The following is a 17,397-nucleotide window of genomic DNA, read 5'->3' on the forward strand; positions in this document are numbered from 1 at the left end:
TCCTCGGTTTTCTTCTTATGCCCACCACATGGATGAAGCTTCTTCACGGATCATAATCGTCTTCAAGTTACTGATGGCACGAGTCAGTCCTTCATCAATGGACATGATTGGATCTTCATGCTCAATACTCAAGACATAATCATACCCATAAATTCTAAGTGCAGAAATAATATCTGACCAGACTTGTAAGCTGTGGCCGCAACCGACTGAACGGAAGGTCCAAGCTCGGGTTTTGACATTGCTATATGGCTGCATGTCCGTCAAGCCATGCATGTTGATATTGTCTTGGTCCAAATACGTATCTTTAGCATGGAAGTGATGGATCGCATCGGCTTCCCCTAAGATTTTGACCGCTGCCACTGGGTCGATCCCTTGCCACCATAAATGACTTGGATCCAAGTTACAGCCGATGGCTTTACCCGCAGCATCCCGCAGTTTCAACATCGTATAAGGGGTATGTGCCAAAAAGCCGCCATGAAGTTCGATCCCAATTTTAACACCAGCCGCTTCCGCTTCCGTGTTGATGCCTTTCCAATAAGGAATCAGTTTTTGTTCCCATTGATAATTATAATTGTCATCGTATTCCGTCGGCCATGGCAATACTGGCCAGTTGACTTGTGTATCTGTTGCATTTCCGCCTGAAACGCCTGAAAATCCGTTCACAACAGGTACATTCATTAAGCTGGCTAATTTGATGGTTTTGCGCAAAAGTTCATCGGCTTCTTGCGCTTCTGCTTTTAATGGAGAGATTGGGTTGTTGTGACAGCTCAAAGCTGAGATTTCCAATCCTTTATCAGCTAATTTCGCTAAGTATTCTTTTCGCTCTGCTTCACTTGCTAGTAAACGGTCAATGTCTAAGTGGGCATTGCCTGGAGAACCACCGGTACCGATCTCGACGGTTTGGAGCCCTTTTTTCGCTACTTCATCGATCATTTCTTCAAAGCTAAGTTGATTGAATAACGGGGTAAAAACACCTAATTTCATTTTCTTTCCTCCTCAATTGCTTGAAAATGCCCATATGTTGGGTAACGATTTTCTGTTGGTGCACACCAGCGAGCCGCATTTTGGATCACTTTTTGCACTTTGGGATTGTAATAGCTTGGGAATGTCTCATGACCAGGCTGGAAATAGAAGATTTTGCCATTCCCACGGCGGAATGTACAGCCGCTGCGGAAAACTTCACCACCAGGGAACCAGCTGACAAAGATCAATTCATCCGGCGCTGGAATATCAAAGTGCTCGCCATACATTTCCTCTTGCTCTAGTTCGATCCATTCGCCGACTCCTTCAGCGATTGGGTGGCTTGGATTAACATTCCAGATCCGCGCATGCTGATCGTCTACCCGCCATTTCAAATCGCACGACGTTCCCATCAACGTTTTAAAGATTTTCGAAAAGTGGCCAGAATGCAAGACGATCAGTCCCATTCCTTCCCATACACGCTGCTGCACACGAGCAACGATAGCATCATCGACTTCTTCATGCGCCATATGGCCCCACCAAACCAACACATCCGTGTCAGCCAATACTTGCTCCGTCAACCCATGTTCTGGTTCATCAAGGGTCGCCGTTCGTACTTGAAAATCATCCTCTGCTAAAAACTTGGCAATTTGACCATGGATTCCTTCTGAATACATTTTTTGGACGGTCTCATTCGTTTTTTCATGACGAAACTCGTTCCATACCGTAACATGGATCATTGGTAGACCTCCTCTACGATGTCTTTTAATTGCAGATAATCAATCCCGCTGGCTTCTAAAGGAGCGAATTTTTGAAACGCTTCCTGCTCGACGATCAGCCATGGTAGTTCTAATGCTTTAGCTGCTTCTACATACGACTTAATTGGTAAAATCCCATTGCCGATCTCGGTGCTTTCCTGCGGCTGCTCTTGCATATCTTTGATATGAACCAAGCCGACCTTCGTTTCGCGTTCCTTTAGCCAAGGTAAAATAGCCACGTTTGCAAAGGCTAACCAGTAAAGGTCGGCTTCCAAACGCAGTTGCGGATTGTCTTTGATCAGTTCATCGATCATGGATTTTCCAGCAACTTCAGTAAATTCATGGGCATGGTTGTGGTAGTAGCAAATCAGCCCTTCTGCCTGCAATTTTTGGGTGATCTGGGTCAGCTCCGCAGCAAAGGCTTGCCATTTTTCCAAAGAATCAAAGCTGGCATACGGAATCACGATCCGTTGATTGCCAATCGTTTTTTCAAAAGCGACGGTTTCTTCAAAACGATCTTGCAATGCTTCAAACGGGATATGGGAAGCCGCGACCGCCAAATCCAACTGCTCCAGCATTTCTTTGATCTGAACAGCGCTGTGTCCATGATAACCGGCAAATTCAACACCGTCATAGCCGTTTTGTTTTACTGTTTTCAACGCATCAAAAAGATTTGTCTTGCAGTCCTCTTGAATACTCCAAAGCTGTAAAGCGATTTTCGGTTTTGTCATTTGTGCTCGCTCCTTTTCTTCCAGCAGTTCTTATAGGTAGACTGGCTCACCGGTTTGCGATGATTTGTAGATCGCTTCTAGAATCTCCGTCACGACCATTGCTTCTTCAGGTTTGACCACTGGTTCGGTATCGTTGATGATCGCATGGATCCACGATTGTGCTTCTAAAATTTCTGGCGTCTCCCCGTTTCCTTCATAAAAATCAACGCCGCCTGTTTCAAGTTCGATATTTTTTTCATACAGCAAGCTGTGGTCTTCCCCATTGATGGTCAAACCGTTGTTCATATCCGCACCGGCTTTGCTACCCATCAGTGTCGTTTTGGCTTCTTTCACATCCAAGCTGTTGAGCGCCCAGCTGGCTTCTAAGAAAATCGTTGCGCCATCTTCCATGACCACAAAACCAAAGGCCGAATCTTCTACTGAGAATTTCTCTGGGTCCCAAGGGCCCCAAGCATTTGCGGCATTTTTGGTTTGCGACAACTCATGATACGCTTTTCCGACAACAAATTTTGGTTTGTAATTGTTCATCATCCATAAGGTCAGATCCAATGCGTGGGTACCGATATCGATCAAAGGACCGCCGCCTTGCGCCTCTTCATCAAGGAAAACACCCCAAGTTGGCACAGCCCGACGACGGATCGCATGAGCTTTCCCAAAATAAATGTTTCCTAATTGTCCTTCGGCGCACACTTCATGAAGATAACGAGAATCTTTTCTAAAACGGTTTTGGTAGCCGATCGTGAGTTTTTTTCCTGTTCGGTTGGCTGCTTCGATCATTGCTTTGGCTTCTGCCGCTGTTTTTGCCATTGGTTTTTCACACATGACATGACAATCCGCTTCTAGTGCAGCAATCGTCAACTCAGCATGTGAGGCGTTTGGTGTACACACATGGATTACATCTAGATCAGCTTGTGCCAACATTTCTTGATAATCGCTGAATACTTGGGCATCTTCAGTCCCAAATGCTGATTTCGCTTCAACTGCACGTTCAACCAGCAGATCACAAAAGGCAACCATTTCTACTTCTTCTACTTGAGACAAGGCAGGCATGTGCTTGCCGTTTGCGATCCCACCGCACCCAATGATTCCAACTTTAACTGTCATATCTTTCCTCCTGAAAACGCTTATTATTTTCTACCCCCTCATTATAGCGAAACATCGAAAGCAGTTCTTCCCAGTTTCCATTGAAAAAATTCCCGAAAATTATCTTATGAAAATTTAACAAAAAGAACCACTCCACAATTTATGCAAAGCGCTTAAAAAAACACTATCGAGAAAAAAATAGTGCCAGATCAACAAAAAAACAGTCGACAAGCAAAGGCTCATCGGCTGTTTCTATCAATTTTGATTCAATTGTTTCTGGTACTGCAACGGTGATTGACCAACAGCTTCCTTAAAGACATGATGAAATGTTTTGACACTGGCAAAGCCTGCTTTTTCAGCGACTTCCGCCATCGGGATCTTTTCATTTGCCAAGATAAATTTGGCTTGATTGATGCGGTATTCCGTCAAAAACTGCATGAAGGTCTTGCCAGTATTGGTTTTAAAGAAACGCGTGAAATAATGGGGACTAAACCCTACATGTCTTGCGGTGTCCTCCATTGTCAAGACTTCTTGGTAATGGGATTCGATGTACTCAAAGACATCATTCAGACGCTGCAAGGTTTCTTTATATTGTGCGGCCGTTCGTTTTAGTGGATTGACGGCTCGTTTTCGCTTTGGCAAGCTTTGATAGCACTCCCCGATCAACTGGTAAAGCAGCCCGAGAGTCAAATAACGCTTCCCAACAACATTTTCCTCTTCCAACTGATACAACTCGATCAAGAGACCTGTTATTTTTTCCGTAAAACTCGCTGGCCAATTTTTGCTGTGGGGCTCCCCTTCTTCAAAGAGTGTCATCAAGGATACTTCATTTTCTCGCAGCAGCGGCTCTTCAAAAAGCTGCATATCAAATTGATAGACATAGCGTTCACTCTCAGGTGATGCAAGAAAGTAGTGGGGCTGCCCGCTGGAAAAAAGATATAGATCCCCTTCTTTCAACTCAATAATCGTATCGTCAACACCAATATTCACCGTGCCGCGCTTAGCGTAAATGATCTCGATTTCTTTATGGACATGGGGATAAACGATAGTCAAACCATCATTTAGAAACGTTCGAAAACGAAATTCACTTTCAAATTCAGGAATTTCAAGATACATACTCATGGCTGACCGACTCCTTCGCTCTATTCTTATTTATTATAAGCGAAAAATTGCCTAAGAGAAAACCTTTTCTCAGCCAATCATAGTTTCTTCTGCTTTTTTGTGGTATCGTATTCAAGAAAAGGAGTCTTGTTTATGAATTATTATGATCAACATCTGCATACATTTTTGTCTTTTGATTCAGATGAACAGTTTGAGAATTATCTAGTTTACCAGCCTGCCTACTTCGTTGCGACAGATCATTTCGATTTGAAGAACCCCTATTCGGGATTCCGTGATGATATTCCTGACTATGAATTACTAGTAAATACCCACCAGAAGCTGCAAGAGACCACAGCGACGAAACTCTTAAAAGGCATCGAGATTGGTGTCGTGCCTGGTCAAGAACAAGAAATCTTGCGCTATCTTGAAAGCCATCCTTATGACTTGAAATTGATCAGTATCCATCAAAACGGTACCTTTGATTATATGGACGATGCCGTGTTGAAGAAGGACAAATTTGCAGTCGCCAAACAATACTTTGACCAAATGGCCCACGTGTTGGACTCGTTTCCAGACGGGCATATCGTGACCCACTTTGATTATGGCTTGCGTCGTTTCCAATTTACAGCTGAGGAATTGGCCGCCCATTTTGAAACAGAGTTAACGACGATTTTCAAAAAAATCGTTGCCCGTGACTTAGCGATGGAAATCAACGCTAAGAGCTTTGGCCCCTATCAAAATGCCCACCTTTACCAATATGCTATCCCGCTGTATCAAAGTGTCGGGGGTAAATTGTTCACCCTCGGCTCTGATGCCCATAAAGCCAGTGATTATCGGTTAGATTTTGCAGCGATGAGCGATCTGCTGCGTTCCTTTGGTGTCAATCAATTGGCGGTATTTCAAGGTAGTGAACGGTTTATGGCGGATCTGCCGACAGAATAAGCTTATTCTTTGACTATCATGCAAAAAAATTAAAAATGACCAGCCTATAAAGGATGATTCCAGCTTCATTAGCAATCATCCTTTATAGGCTGGTCATTTTAGACGTGCGTATTATTTAATGGTTTTCAATCCTTGCACATTCAGGTCACGAAAATCAATGATCGTTTGATCCGCTGGCAGATCTTGCGCAGGGAATGCTGGATTTGCAAAACCAATACAGTACATACCCGCATCTTTGGCAGCTTTACAGCCATTGATCGTATCTTCAATGACGATACATTGCTGAGGGTTCGTGCCCAACAAAGACGCTACTTTCAAGAATACGTCGGGAAAAGGTTTCGAGCGTGCTACCTCTTCACTACTGACGATCTCAGTAAAATAGTTTCGCAACTGCAATTGATCCAGGTTCTCCTCAATCTCTTTTTTGGGAGAAGAGGAAGCAACACCAAGCTGAAAGTTCGCTTCTGCTAACTGCCGAATCAATGTTTGCACATGAGGAATCGCTTTGACGCCATCACGTGTGATCAACGCTTTTCTTCTGAGATTCATTTCTTCAATGTACGCTGAAACAGATTTTTGTAACTGTAATTCTTCCTTCATTTTTTCCCACATAAATTCTGCAGTGGTCCCCATGAACTGATAGTGATACGACTCATCTACAAGGTGTCCTTCACTATGAAGCATCGCTGTTTTTGATTCTAAAAACGTATACTCAGAATCTACGATAACCCCATCCATATCAAAAATTACCGTTGGCATCATTGGCATAACCCCTGAATCGAAGGCGACTCAAATGTCTCGACCCATTCATTGTGAAAGTCCGTTATTGCTTTTTGAATGGAAGGCATGGCTAATCCCTGTCGATAGATGTCTGGATCAGCAGTGAGCGCATGTGCCCCTGCACGAATCGCGCGATTCATTTGCGCAGTGTTCTTAAAGCTTGCAGCAAGGATCTTACTTTGTGCTTGAGTGGTATGAATCGCTTGTGCCAATGATTCAATGACTGTTGGTGCATCAACATTGATATTTTCCATACGGTTATAGTATGGCGCCAAATAATCGACTCCAGCACCAATCGCTAAGAACCCCTGTAATTCGGTATAAATGGCTGTAGCTGTTAAATTGAATTCACGCTCTTTTAATCGTTTGATGGCTTCTAACCCATTTTCATTGACAGGGATTTTGATATAGACGTCGTTTCCCAGCTTATTGATAATCGTTTCTGCATCTAGGATCATCTCATCGACAGTTTCCCCAACCACTTGAACGTGTAAGGACGCTTCTCCGATTCGTTCTTTCACTGCTTGCAAATGAGTAAAAAAGTCGATGTTCCCCGCAGCTTTCAAAATCGTGGGGTTCGAGGTTACTCCTGCCAGCGGGAGTACCTTTTGATAGTGGGTGATTTCCTCAAGATTTACTGTATCCAAAAAGAATTCCATTGTTTACACTCCTTCAATCTTACGTTTTACTAGACAGTTTCCTTACTTAATACTGATTTTTGTTCCTTTTTCAATCACAGGGATCGTTTTTTCTTCTACATAAAGTGTGCCTGGTAATTCAGAGGTCGAACTGCCATCAAATTTAATCGTGATGTGTCCTAACTCTTGCAAATTCCTTGATACCACATCACCTACCGAGGTAATTTGATAGCTTTGATCATCGATCCATAATTTTTGTTCAGATGTAATCGTGCCATTCATTGGCTGTACTTCAATATTGTAACAATAGTCAGCTAATGCTGCCGGTGCATCTTTGCCAAAAAGAATGATCATATTTTCTTCGCGAAATAATTCTGCCTCCACACCGATTGAAAGAACTGTCGTAGTAAAAACTGCCATTTCTGCTTCCTCCTATACTGATTTAACTATAAAGTCCAAAACTTGCAAGCCATGCTACGAAGACCCGTGGTACACCATTTAAGAAACGAGAATAAAGAACAGAAGGTACCCCAACCTCAACCGTTTCCGCTTCTGCCTCTTCTAATCCTAACCCAACTGGAATGAAATCACAGGCATTTTGAGTATTGATCGCAAATAATGCAGGTAGAGCAAGTTGAGGTGGAATCGTTCCTTTACCGATCTCGACCCCAATCAGAGTTCCAATCACTTGACTGATCACTGCCCCTGGTCCAAGTAACGGGGAGAGAAATGGCAAGGAACAAATAAAGCCAATGATCATCAATCCCCAAATATTGCCAGCCAATGGCGCCATTACATTCGCAAAGAAATTTCCAACGCCTGACCCTTGAATGATCCCAATCAACAGGGAAACAAATGCCATGAAGGGAATGACGGTATTGATCATCGTCTGAACCCCATCTCGTGCAGATTGGTTAAAGGTCGCAACGACTTTCCCGGCGCCCATCCCGATCTTGGCAATAAAATTTTGTTGCTCGGCTTTTTGCTCCGTGATTTTTTTCGAAGTATCGTAGGTAAATTCCCGCTTAGGAGCTGTTGCTTCATTGGTGACAGTGATTGCTTCTTGCTCTTCGCTTAATGAAATTTGGTCGACCCCAACCGCCGAAACATAGATCTGTTCATTGATATATTGTGCTAATGGCCCGCTTTTCCCCGTTGCGACGACATTGATCGTCGGAATCCCTTTTTTGGGATAAATACCGCAACGTAGTGTGCCACCACAGTCAATGATTGCCAATGCAATTTCATCATCGGGAATCGATGTTTTAAAGCCATTGACTGCTTCCATTCCCGTTAATTCAACAATTTTATCAACGATTGCAGGTCGCTCACCACCACCAGTAATGTAAATAAATTTATGTCTTTCTTCTGTCGGCGTGATCACTAAGGGACCGCCATAACCACCGCTGCCTTTGACTACTCGTATACTTTTATACGTCATCTTGATTCCTCCTTATTCTGCCACTAGTTTGACGGTTTTACTCAAAGTGATGCCTTGCTGCTTACACACGTAAGCAGTCGTAAAGTCGGTGACCCAACCACCAATAAAGTTCATGATCATACCGACCAACAGATAACGAATCGCCAGCTCCATCGAGTTTAAGCCTAATGTTGTGATTCCTTGGGCAATACCCAACCATACAAAGAGTTCTCCCGGATTGATATGAGGAAATACCCCATTACTGGTGTGACAAAATTGCGCTTGTGAAGCATAATAGCTAGGTTTATAGTATTCAGGTAAAAAGCGAGCCATAGTAAACGACATTGGATTTCCTAACATAAAGGCAGATAGGAAAGGTAAAAGCAAATAGCGAGTAAAAGGATTTTTTGAAGATAAACGTGCCACTTTGGTCACGCGTTCTTCTCCTAAGAAAGCAATCAGCGTATTCATGGCGACCATCAGCATTAGCACCACTGGAACGATACCTGTCATCCATGAGATAAAGGTTTCTGCTCCGGTTTGAAAAAGGCTCATAAAACCTTCAGCAAATTTTGTAATATACTCCATTATTTTGCACTCCTTTTTTCTTTCATGTATATTTTCTCTTTCCATGTTTGTATTTGTATTTTCAACAGTGTTACAGGCGACACTCCTTGACTTTCGGTATAGTTCCCGGCTTCTGTGCGCAAATAGATTTCTCTGGCATTTTCCATCGCTTGAATCGTCAACTTGTTTTCTTTTTGCACATTGGGATGGTACTTATCGATATAATGAATATCTTCTCCTAGATAGACCGGCAGCTCTTTAAACTTCGCCAACACGGTTACCCCTTGCATCTTTCTGGCATCAAGAATGATTCCTGCTGGATCGACCGCAAATAAAACGATCGTTCCTGCTTTTATTTTCCCAGCTCTGCGTCCAATCGCTACCTTGCCTTTTTTGCGCAGTTGCTGATAGTTTTGATTAAAGTGTTTGATCTGTTTTAACCCAAAAAGAATTTGTAACAAATAGGCGCCTAAGGCAAAAATACCAAATAGATAAACAAAACTCATATAATCAACTCCTTCTGATAAAGCCATTCTTTCAATGCCAATAGATTTTCTCGGGCACTGATTTCTTCTCTGAAATCCGCGTTGCCAGCAATCGCAAATAATTCATCATAAATGCGTAACAAGTCTTGTTCGTTTTTCCCTGTCAATTCACTTGGAATACCTAACAAAAAAATCAGTTTGATATTGCCCTCAGGAGTAACCAATTTCCTTTTGAATACACCTATCGACAGAACGATTTTATCTGTTTGATCATTGATCGCATGGGGAAAGCCAATCTCAGAATCAAAAATCGTGGCATGTTTTTCCTCTCTTTGTCTGATTCGTTCCAAAAAGCACTCATCTACTATATGCTCCTTTGTTAATTCGGCGATCATTGACTGGACATTCTCTTGATAGGTCAAGTCAGGATCTAAGTGGTTAAAATGTAAGAGGATCGACTGCTTCCCTACTGACTGCAAGCGTTCGGCTTTTTCCCACTCATTGCGCAACCAATGATCGTCAAATAAGTTGGTCAATTTAATGATTGGACTTTTCACTTGCTCTAAATGTTTTAATGGAATCGTCGTAAAAATGGCGAAGTAATCGGTCAGATTTTCCTGCTGATAGGCTTCCTCTGATAAATGGGTGATGCGAATATCATTGCCTAAGACTCGTTCCAATTGACGACGAATGATCATCGCCGTACCTCTGCCACTGTGACAAACTACAGCAATTTGCTTTTTGGCTGGTTCGTTTTGTTGGCTTTTCAAAGCAAGTTCAAAATAAAGTGCTAGATAACTGATTTCGACTGTGGGTATGGTTCGACCAACCACTTCTTCAATCTCTTGTAGACCGACTTTGGCTAATTCATAGGCAAAGGGATATTGTCGCTCGATTTCGCCGTAAAACAAATCGCTTAATTTTGCTTGGACCACGATTCGGTTGATCATATACTTTAAGTGTTCTTTCATTTCTAAAAACAAAACTTTCTCATTGATATCCAAAACGAGCGTGCGATGGATTCGCTTTAGCATCGCTTTAAAGTACTGTTCGACTGCTGTCGGGACAACCGTACGCTCAATTAAGGAATTTGCAGATAAATTTAACGGGAACCAGAGAAAGTCCTGTTCTGTTTGACTTAAAGTCACTCGGTATCTGGTCTCTAGATGATAGATCAACTGCTCGATTTGTTCTTCTTCTTTGATGAAATTTGTATAACAATTCGGTATCGTCTCTAAATAATTCCCTTCAATGATCCTTTTCATGGAAATAGAAATCACTTTATACAGTAAACGACCATAATACTGCGGAATCCCTGAGAGAGAAATGATTTTTTGGATCATTGCTTGTGTATCGTTTTCTAAATAATTTTCATAAAAATAATCTTGTACATAATAGATGTAAAGCAAACGCAGATTAAATTCACTTCCTTTAATCTGAATTCCTCTGTTTGGCGTTCCGATTACTTCTGTATCAAAAGGTTTGAGTAGCTTTTTTAGCATCCGAAAATCATTATAGACAGTACTCCTACTGATCCCTAGCGCTTCAGACAGATCGTCAATTAAAATAAATGACTTTTCCTCGATCAATTGTTTTAGGATAAATGCCACCCGTTTACTTGCTGAGTTAAAATCGGTTTCTTTTTTTAACTTTCCAGCCAAAATGAGTTCAAATTCTTCAGCGTCTTCTACCTCAATCGAATAGCTCTTTTTCCTTTGCACGATTTTCGCAATACCAATTAGTTCTTCATTAAGCAGATCAATACTACTCTTTACTGTTTTTGAACTACTGCTCAACTTTTTCTGTAAATCAATGATTGAAATATCCTTATGGGTTATTAACAAGTCTAAGATTTGATACCATCGATTTACGAATGCCATTTTATCCCCCTATTTCTATCCCCTAGTTTTTCCTCCCGCTACATTTGTTGTCACTCCTGTAATATAACTGGATCGATCAGACAGGTAATAGCAGACCAAGTCAGCTACTTCTGTCAATTTGCCACTCCGACCTAGAGGAATTGTACTCGTTTTTGTGTATCCTTCTCGCAGTTTTTCAACTGTCGTCCCTCTTGTGTAAGCCAATGCCTCCTCATAGGCAGGCGTTCTCAAACCTGTTTCTTCCATGATGCCGGGTGCAATACCCACCACTCGAACATTTGATTTTCCTAATTCTTTTGCCCATGATCTTGTATAGCTATTGAGTGCCGCTTTGGTAGCAGCATATGCACTTTGCCCTTCAGATCCTTCAAGCCCTGATTCTGATGACATATTGATGATGACTCCAGATTTTTTATTGACCAATTCTCGGGCTACTGTTTGCGTCATTAGGAAAACGCCCTTTTGATTGATTGCACTCATCTTGTCAAAAATAGGATCTGATAATTCATATTTCCCATGAGGATCTTTCTTATCTACTAAAAGACGTGGAATATTGATCCCTGCATTGTTCACTAAACCATCGACAGTTCCAAACCGCTCAACGACTTTTTCTACACCTGACTCCACCTCTTCCCTTACTGAAATATCCGTTTCAACAAACAACAAATTGTCATGTTGTTGGGTAGCTTCTGTAAGGTCAAAATTTGCCACATTCACCCCTTGCTCTAATAAACTTTCGACAATCCTCTTTCCGATTCCTGAAGAACCTCCTGTTACGATCACGGTTTTTCCAGCTATATTTAACCAGTCTTTCATACGTTCCCTCCTACAATTTGATTACGCTTTCAGTATAAGCGTTGACCAATAATAATTAAGACAGGATTTTTTCAAAGATCTGGAAAAAAAGTGTACGAATTCACTGAATAATCTTCAGACCGTTTGCCTTATAAAACAATGCAATTTTATTTTGCAACTGAAAGAATTCATGTTGAAGCGACTTCTATTCTATCCTATCTTCTCCTTAGATGGAGCCATCCACTCTTTTTTAAAGGATGGTTTGTGTACTAATTGCTCTCGATTTTTCCACAACAAAGCCACTCCAATAACAAGCAGTCAAAGAAAGAAAGACTCCTACCTTTTTCTTCCACAAAAAAAGCTTAGGAAAATTCCCTAAGCTAATTGAAACGATTGAAATTAGAGTGTATTAAAAAGGCGGAGATTGGTTAGTACGCTCCTTAAGAATGACCCAACTCGTTGACTTTTTCAAATGAAGACTTCGGCGAAAGTCAATCTCAGATATCCGTTTAACCGTCTGGAAGCCAGCATATGTTGACACCTTATTTCCCCAAGTTCAGATATTCCCATTGAAAGAAATCATTCAGTTGTTGCCTGACAAGAAGAAGCTGTTTCCATTAGCACTTCATTCAATGTTTCGATGTTTTTTCTACCGTCTGTTTGCATCCATTGTCTTGCAGCAGCTTCTCCTTTAGTGGCAAATACCTTAACACCATCTGCCCAAGTTGCTCGCCCGCATAATACACCATTGAAGGTTGAACCAGCTGCTTTGGCAAAACGGAGGGTTTCTTGAAAAAGCTCCGCACTGACGCCCCCGCTAAGAAAAATAAATGGACAAGCAGTCATTTGGCTTTGTTCTTTAAAGAATGCTGCAGCCTCTTTTTGTGTATAGACAACTTCATTTCCGAACCCTTCAACAAACTTCATATTGACAGGAACTTCTACTTTCAAAACAGCCACGTTATAGCGCGACTCCGCAAAAACCTTCATCATTTGATTGACTTTATGTGGTTTGATCGTTGCGTATTCTTTCGATGTGTTATCCGAAATGGTCGCATCATAGGAGACTAGCTCTAAGAAAAAGGGCAGCCCTTCCGCCAGACATTCAGAACCGATTCGTTCTATATAAGCTTTCTTTTGATCGTTGATCGCATCGCTTTCGTCTACATCATAGTAGAGTAAAAACTTACAGGCATCTGCTCCTGCCTCTTTGAGCTTCTTGACTGACCAATAATTTAACGAGTCTGGGAGTCTCCCAGGCGTCGTTGCGTCATACCCCGTTTTTTCATAAGCCATCAATAGACCAGTTTGCTGAGCGCGTTCTTTTGCTGCCGGAAGTCCGTATTCTGGATCTAATAAAATAGCCGATGCATAGGGTGTTAGTTCTTCAGAGACGATGGTTTTAAACTGCTCGATCGCTGCATCCGACACTTCTTTTTTATATTGACTTAGCATCCTCTTTAATGCGCCTCTTTGATCGATCGCTAAGGCACTGATGATTCCTTTTGAATTACAAAGTTTTGTTACTGCTATCGGTTGCTTCATTGTCGTAGTCATTTTTTCAATTCCCTTCTAGATACTGATTCATTACTTGTAGTAAAGCTGTTTTAGAAGTAGTTGTTTGGATCGCTTTTTTAAAATCTTCTTTCATCAGCATCCTTGCCACTTGAGATAAAATCGTAAGGTGGGTACTCCCAGCTTCATTCTCTGGTATAAACATAGCGATGATCGTATGGATTTTTTGTCCGTCTAAACTGTCCCAATCGATTGCTTCTCTAAGTTTGATTACACTAATAAATGGTCGTCTAATAACACTGCTCTTCGCATGAGGAATGGCAAAACCATCCATCATGCCTGTAGAGCCTTGTTCTTCTCGAAGGATAAATGCTGCTTCCACTTCTGAAGCATTCGTAGCATCGCCTTGTCTCCGACTTTCTTTTGCTAGAAATGATAAAGCTTCTGCTTTATTCTTTAAGAGGGAATCGATAAAAATATATTCTTCCGTAATCATGCTTTCACGTCCATTCTCTGTTTGGCAACTTTTCTTTTTTGAACCAATCCTAGCAACAAACCACCTGCGATCGATCCTGCCAAAATCGCACTTACCCATAAAAGACCATGAGTAACAACGGGTAATACCAGGAAGCCACCATGAGGTGCAGGCACTTGCACTTTGAAGAGATAGGTCAGTACAGCAGCAATCGAAGAACCAAACATCATGATCGGTAACACTCTCAGCGGGTCTTTTGCCGCAAAAGGAATCGCTCCTTCTGTAATATGTGTTGAGCCTAAGATAAAATTGACTAATCCAGCATTTTTTTCATTTGCATCAAAATACTTCCCAAAGAATAAAACGGCAAAACCTGTAATCAATGGTGGGGCAATGCATGCTGCCGAAACTCCTGCCATGAAACTAGTATTTCCTTGTGCCAATAAAGCAGTACCTGTTACATAAGCTGCTTTATTGATTGGTCCTCCCATATCGAATGCACACATACAGCCAACAATAATTCCTAATACAAAGGGACTAGAGTTTTCGAAACCAGCTAAGAAGGACATCATTGCTTCGTTGATTGTTGCCATCGGTCCTGACACAAAGTCCATAATCAGTCCTGTAATCAAGACTCCTAAAACAGGATAAAGAAAAATTGCTTTCAAACCATCTAATGATTTAGGTAAAAGAATCAATGCCTTCATCAGACCTAGCACGACATAACCGGCTAAGAAACCTGAAACGATCCCACCTAAGAAACCAGTGCCGCCGTCTGCCGCGATCAAGCCCCCAACAAACCCAACCACTAGTCCCGGTCGTTTCGCGATGCTCTCCGCAATAAATGCTGATAGGATCGGGACCATCATACTCATAGCAAAACCACCGATTCCATTGAGTCGGGCAGCAAATTCGTTGTACTGAGCGTAAGTTGGATCAGCCGAATAAATCCCCCAAAGAAATGAAATAGCAATCAAGACTCCCCCACTGACCACAAACGGCAACATATGAGAGACACCATTCATTAAGTTTTTGTAGATCGTATGTCCAATCCCACTGACGGCTACTTCTTCTTTATCGGTCGGAACAGATTGCTTCGACTGTTTGATTTTCCCTGCACCCTCTAAGGCATCAGCGATCAATTGATCCGCATTGCGAATGCCCGAAGCTACCGGGACATCAATGATTTTTTTGCCTGCAAAACGTTCGGCTTGAACATCTTTATCAGCCGCGATAATGACTGCGTCGGCAGCTTCGATCTCTTTAGCAGTCAATGCATTTTCGATCCCAATCTGTCCATGAGTCTCTACTTTGATCGAAATGCCTCGCTTCTTAGCGGCTTGCTCTAATGCTTCTTGTGCCATATACGTATGCGCGATCCCCGTCGGACATCCCGTCGCAGCTACTATCTGAAATTTTGTCATTTATGGACTTCCTTTCTATGAACATGTATTTGCGCTTCCAATTCAGGGATATCTAAAAAGTCAGTCAATCCCTTTTTAAAAGCAGTTGAACTTCCCGCTGCAATACTTCTTTTCAATGTATGAGAAACCTTCTCCTTGCGAACCATCCCAGCAATAAAGGTCCCTAATAAGCTGTCTCCCGCACAGGCTGTATTTACCACTTTGCCTTTTGGAGCATTAGCGATCAGACAAGTTGCTTCATTTAAAAAAATCCCCCCCTCACTTCCTAAAGACAGCAACACATTTTGCGCTCCTTCTGCAATTAACATTTGACCGTATTTCTGATAATCTTCGGGTGCGATCGTGGCGACATCAAATAGTGTCGCTAACTCTTCTTCATTTGGTTTGATTAAGTAAGGACGATACTGCAAACATTCCCGAACTTCCTTATAACTACTATCAATAATCAGCTTGACTTCTCGTTCCTGACAGATTTTACTGATCTCAATCAAAACCGTCGGCTGAACACCTTTTGGCAAACTCCCAGAAACACAGAGAAAATCACCTGGAACAAGAGTCTTGATTTTTGCTAACAATCGTTCCACATTTTCTGGACTGATCGCTGGTCCTTGATTGACCAATTTATATTCTTTGTTTTCTTCGTTGACTTGTGTAAAGACATTGATCCTTGTCATTCCATTAACCGCTACAAAATCGTTCTTGATGTGCTTTTCGCTTAAAAAATCTTCAATATATTTTCCTGTAAAGCCACCACTAAATCCTAAAGCAGTGCTGGGAATACCTAGCATTTTCAAAATAAGAGAAACGTTCACCCCTTTGCCATTGGCTTGGATATCATCATCTAGTGTACGATTGACAACTTGAGGCAAAAGCTGTTCTGTTTCAATAAATAAGTCAATCGCTAAATTCATCGTGCATGTGTAAATCGTTCCCATAATTGTTCCTCCTTGCTGTACCTTAAGTATGCACTGTTTCTGAATGTACATGTTTTCTAAAACGATCCATTCTGTTGAAATCATTTTCAATCTTGTTTGATTCCATTTGATTTTCAGATACAATCACACTAAAATAGCGATAAGAGGTGGCAAGATGGACAACAAATTAAGTGAAGCAGAACTATTTTTATGGAATTACATTACGCAAAACCTTTCAGAAATTCCGAGCCTTTCGATTATCAAACTAAGTGAACTGGCAAATGTTTCAACGACAACGATCGTCCGAACCATGAAGAAAAAGGGCTATGAGGGCTACACCTCTTTTAAACATCATTTAAAAGAGCAATCGAATATGACCTTGAATTTTTCAAACGTGGAGATGGTGGATGAAGAGATCCGTCGCTCCATTATTAAAAATGAACAAGAAGTCATTCGTACCTTAAATATGCTGGATACGGGCACTATTGAAGATGCGATCCAAAAAATATACAACGCGAAACGAATCGTTATTTTTGCACGGGGCTTTTCAGAATTGATTGGGGAAGAAATGAAGACAAAATTTCAACTGGTGGATAAATATTGTGAGTTGTACACTGATCCCAATATTATCACTACGATCAGTAAGCGTTTACGCAAAGAAGATACCGTGATTTTTGTTTCATTAAATGGGGAAACCGAAGAATTAGTCATCGCGGCTCAAAATTGTTACGACAAAGAAATCGGATCGCTTTTGATCACCGCCTCAAAAGAAAGCCGCTTGCTGGAATTAGTCGAGCTTTCTTTGATTGGCTTCAAATCAGAAATTTCCTTTTTCCCTGATTATGAAGTCCGCTCACGACTGCCCTTATCGGTCATTGCTCGAATATTGTTGGATTCTTATGCGATTCGCATCAAGAAAAAATAAGCAG

19 protein-coding genes are annotated in these 17,397 nt (G+C 41.6%); 2 read left to right on the forward strand and 17 right to left on the reverse strand.

Annotation, left to right across the window (positions count from 1 at the left end; all coding sequences use genetic code 11):
- Nucleotides 1-15: 15 nt before the first annotated feature.
- The 5 genes from IGJ42_RS13705 to IGJ42_RS13725 all read right to left on the reverse strand — a co-directional run bounded on the left by IGJ42_RS13705 (nucleotide 16) and on the right by IGJ42_RS13725 (nucleotide 4,654).
- The gene (locus tag IGJ42_RS13705) at nucleotides 16-984 is read right to left on the reverse strand and encodes a sugar phosphate isomerase/epimerase family protein (protein WP_005228209.1); all 969 of its coding nucleotides are present in this window, start codon (nucleotides 982-984) and stop codon (nucleotides 16-18) included.
- Nucleotides 981-1,700 (reverse strand): ThuA domain-containing protein, encoded by a 720-nt coding sequence (locus IGJ42_RS13710; protein WP_086332689.1) that lies wholly within the window; start codon nucleotides 1,698-1,700, stop codon nucleotides 981-983. The genes IGJ42_RS13705 and IGJ42_RS13710 overlap by 4 nt, the downstream gene beginning before the upstream one ends.
- Nucleotides 1,697-2,449, reverse strand: coding sequence for a sugar phosphate isomerase/epimerase family protein (locus IGJ42_RS13715; RefSeq protein ID WP_008380356.1), 753 nt, complete (start codon nucleotides 2,447-2,449; stop codon nucleotides 1,697-1,699). Before IGJ42_RS13715 ends, IGJ42_RS13710 begins: the two co-directional genes overlap by 4 nt.
- A 30-nt stretch (nucleotides 2,450-2,479) precedes the next feature.
- Complete coding sequence (locus tag IGJ42_RS13720) at nucleotides 2,480-3,553, reverse strand: Gfo/Idh/MocA family protein (protein WP_005228203.1); 1,074 nt, start codon at nucleotides 3,551-3,553, stop codon at nucleotides 2,480-2,482.
- A 234-nt stretch (nucleotides 3,554-3,787) separates the two neighbouring features.
- Nucleotides 3,788-4,654, reverse strand: coding sequence for an AraC family transcriptional regulator (locus IGJ42_RS13725; protein WP_301389587.1), 867 nt, complete (start codon nucleotides 4,652-4,654; stop codon nucleotides 3,788-3,790).
- 132 nt (nucleotides 4,655-4,786) lie between these two features.
- Here IGJ42_RS13725 and IGJ42_RS13730 point away from each other — a divergent pair, with 132 nt between their 5' ends.
- Nucleotides 4,787-5,575, forward strand: a complete 789-nt coding sequence (locus tag IGJ42_RS13730; RefSeq protein ID WP_429946790.1) for a PHP domain-containing protein — start codon at nucleotides 4,787-4,789, stop codon at nucleotides 5,573-5,575.
- Nucleotides 5,576-5,686: 111 nt separating this feature from the next.
- Here IGJ42_RS13730 and IGJ42_RS13735 read toward each other — a convergent pair whose 3' ends face one another.
- The 12 genes from IGJ42_RS13735 to pfkB all read right to left on the reverse strand — a co-directional run bounded on the left by IGJ42_RS13735 (nucleotide 5,687) and on the right by pfkB (nucleotide 16,489).
- Nucleotides 5,687-6,337 (reverse strand): HAD family hydrolase, encoded by a 651-nt coding sequence (locus IGJ42_RS13735; protein WP_144330891.1) that lies wholly within the window; start codon nucleotides 6,335-6,337, stop codon nucleotides 5,687-5,689.
- A complete protein-coding gene (locus IGJ42_RS13740; RefSeq protein WP_429946791.1) occupies nucleotides 6,334-7,014 on the reverse strand; it encodes a fructose-6-phosphate aldolase in 681 nt (226 codons plus the stop codon). The genes IGJ42_RS13735 and IGJ42_RS13740 overlap by 4 nt, the downstream gene beginning before the upstream one ends.
- Nucleotides 7,015-7,056: 42 nt before the next feature.
- Entirely contained in the window at nucleotides 7,057-7,413 is a 357-nt protein-coding gene (locus IGJ42_RS13745) for a PTS glucitol/sorbitol transporter subunit IIA (RefSeq protein WP_016621850.1), read from the reverse strand.
- 22 nt (nucleotides 7,414-7,435) lie between these two features.
- Complete coding sequence (srlE, locus tag IGJ42_RS13750) at nucleotides 7,436-8,434, reverse strand: PTS glucitol/sorbitol transporter subunit IIB (protein ID WP_016621851.1); 999 nt, start codon at nucleotides 8,432-8,434, stop codon at nucleotides 7,436-7,438.
- Nucleotides 8,435-8,446: 12 nt separating this feature from the next.
- Entirely contained in the window at nucleotides 8,447-9,001 is a 555-nt protein-coding gene (gene srlA / locus IGJ42_RS13755) for a PTS glucitol/sorbitol transporter subunit IIC (RefSeq protein ID WP_008380340.1), read from the reverse strand.
- Nucleotides 9,001-9,486, reverse strand: a complete 486-nt coding sequence (locus IGJ42_RS13760; RefSeq protein ID WP_008380338.1) for a transcriptional regulator GutM — start codon at nucleotides 9,484-9,486, stop codon at nucleotides 9,001-9,003. The genes srlA and IGJ42_RS13760 overlap by 1 nt, the downstream gene beginning before the upstream one ends.
- Complete coding sequence (locus tag IGJ42_RS13765) at nucleotides 9,483-11,345, reverse strand: BglG family transcription antiterminator (RefSeq protein ID WP_429946792.1); 1,863 nt, start codon at nucleotides 11,343-11,345, stop codon at nucleotides 9,483-9,485. Before IGJ42_RS13765 ends, IGJ42_RS13760 begins: the two co-directional genes overlap by 4 nt.
- A gap of 15 nt (nucleotides 11,346-11,360) precedes the next feature.
- Nucleotides 11,361-12,161, reverse strand: a complete 801-nt coding sequence (locus IGJ42_RS13770; protein ID WP_008380333.1) for an SDR family oxidoreductase — start codon at nucleotides 12,159-12,161, stop codon at nucleotides 11,361-11,363.
- A 558-nt stretch (nucleotides 12,162-12,719) separates the two neighbouring features.
- Nucleotides 12,720-13,697, reverse strand: coding sequence for a tagatose-bisphosphate aldolase (lacD, locus tag IGJ42_RS13775; protein WP_008380331.1), 978 nt, complete (start codon nucleotides 13,695-13,697; stop codon nucleotides 12,720-12,722).
- A gap of 4 nt (nucleotides 13,698-13,701) precedes the next feature.
- Nucleotides 13,702-14,151, reverse strand: a complete 450-nt coding sequence (locus tag IGJ42_RS13780; protein WP_008380329.1) for a PTS sugar transporter subunit IIA — start codon at nucleotides 14,149-14,151, stop codon at nucleotides 13,702-13,704.
- Complete coding sequence (locus IGJ42_RS13785) at nucleotides 14,148-15,554, reverse strand: PTS fructose transporter subunit IIC (protein ID WP_429946793.1); 1,407 nt, start codon at nucleotides 15,552-15,554, stop codon at nucleotides 14,148-14,150. Before IGJ42_RS13785 ends, IGJ42_RS13780 begins: the two co-directional genes overlap by 4 nt.
- Nucleotides 15,551-16,489, reverse strand: coding sequence for a 1-phosphofructokinase (pfkB, locus tag IGJ42_RS13790; RefSeq protein ID WP_008380326.1), 939 nt, complete (start codon nucleotides 16,487-16,489; stop codon nucleotides 15,551-15,553). Before pfkB ends, IGJ42_RS13785 begins: the two co-directional genes overlap by 4 nt.
- Before the next feature lie 154 nt (nucleotides 16,490-16,643).
- Between pfkB and IGJ42_RS13795 the strand changes: the two genes are divergently transcribed.
- Nucleotides 16,644-17,393: a MurR/RpiR family transcriptional regulator gene (locus tag IGJ42_RS13795; RefSeq protein ID WP_008380325.1), complete on the forward strand. Its 750-nt coding sequence runs from the start codon at nucleotides 16,644-16,646 to the stop codon at nucleotides 17,391-17,393.
- Nucleotides 17,394-17,397 lie beyond the last annotated feature (4 nt).

Origin of the sequence: Enterococcus sp. DIV1067f (genome assembly GCF_050543505.1) — a bacterium.
GTDB lineage: Bacteria > Bacillota > Bacilli > Lactobacillales > Enterococcaceae > Enterococcus_D > Enterococcus_D entomosocium.

Coding starts and splice junctions, on each gene's coding strand:
- IGJ42_RS13705 (WP_005228209.1), bottom strand. CDS start 984: ATGAAATTAGGTGTTTTTACCCCGTTATTCAATCAACTTAGCTTTGAA.
- IGJ42_RS13710 (WP_086332689.1), bottom strand. CDS start 1,700: ATGATCCATGTTACGGTATGGAACGAGTTTCGTCATGAAAAAACGAAT.
- IGJ42_RS13715 (WP_008380356.1), bottom strand. CDS start 2,449: ATGACAAAACCGAAAATCGCTTTACAGCTTTGGAGTATTCAAGAGGAC.
- IGJ42_RS13720 (WP_005228203.1), bottom strand. CDS start 3,553: ATGACAGTTAAAGTTGGAATCATTGGGTGCGGTGGGATCGCAAACGGC.
- IGJ42_RS13725 (WP_301389587.1), bottom strand. CDS start 4,654: ATGAGTATGTATCTTGAAATTCCTGAATTTGAAAGTGAATTTCGTTTT.
- IGJ42_RS13730 (WP_429946790.1), top strand. CDS start 4,787: ATGAATTATTATGATCAACATCTGCATACATTTTTGTCTTTTGATTCA.
- IGJ42_RS13735 (WP_144330891.1), bottom strand. CDS start 6,337: ATGATGCCAACGGTAATTTTTGATATGGATGGGGTTATCGTAGATTCT.
- IGJ42_RS13740 (WP_429946791.1), bottom strand. CDS start 7,014: ATGGAATTCTTTTTGGATACAGTAAATCTTGAGGAAATCACCCACTAT.
- IGJ42_RS13745 (WP_016621850.1), bottom strand. CDS start 7,413: ATGGCAGTTTTTACTACGACAGTTCTTTCAATCGGTGTGGAGGCAGAA.
- srlE (WP_016621851.1), bottom strand. CDS start 8,434: ATGACGTATAAAAGTATACGAGTAGTCAAAGGCAGCGGTGGTTATGGC.
- srlA (WP_008380340.1), bottom strand. CDS start 9,001: ATGGAGTATATTACAAAATTTGCTGAAGGTTTTATGAGCCTTTTTCAA.
- IGJ42_RS13760 (WP_008380338.1), bottom strand. CDS start 9,486: ATGAGTTTTGTTTATCTATTTGGTATTTTTGCCTTAGGCGCCTATTTG.
- IGJ42_RS13765 (WP_429946792.1), bottom strand. CDS start 11,345: ATGGCATTCGTAAATCGATGGTATCAAATCTTAGACTTGTTAATAACC.
- IGJ42_RS13770 (WP_008380333.1), bottom strand. CDS start 12,161: ATGAAAGACTGGTTAAATATAGCTGGAAAAACCGTGATCGTAACAGGA.
- lacD (WP_008380331.1), bottom strand. CDS start 13,697: ATGACTACGACAATGAAGCAACCGATAGCAGTAACAAAACTTTGTAAT.
- IGJ42_RS13780 (WP_008380329.1), bottom strand. CDS start 14,151: ATGATTACGGAAGAATATATTTTTATCGATTCCCTCTTAAAGAATAAA.
- IGJ42_RS13785 (WP_429946793.1), bottom strand. CDS start 15,554: ATGACAAAATTTCAGATAGTAGCTGCGACGGGATGTCCGACGGGGATC.
- pfkB (WP_008380326.1), bottom strand. CDS start 16,489: ATGGGAACGATTTACACATGCACGATGAATTTAGCGATTGACTTATTT.
- IGJ42_RS13795 (WP_008380325.1), top strand. CDS start 16,644: ATGGACAACAAATTAAGTGAAGCAGAACTATTTTTATGGAATTACATT.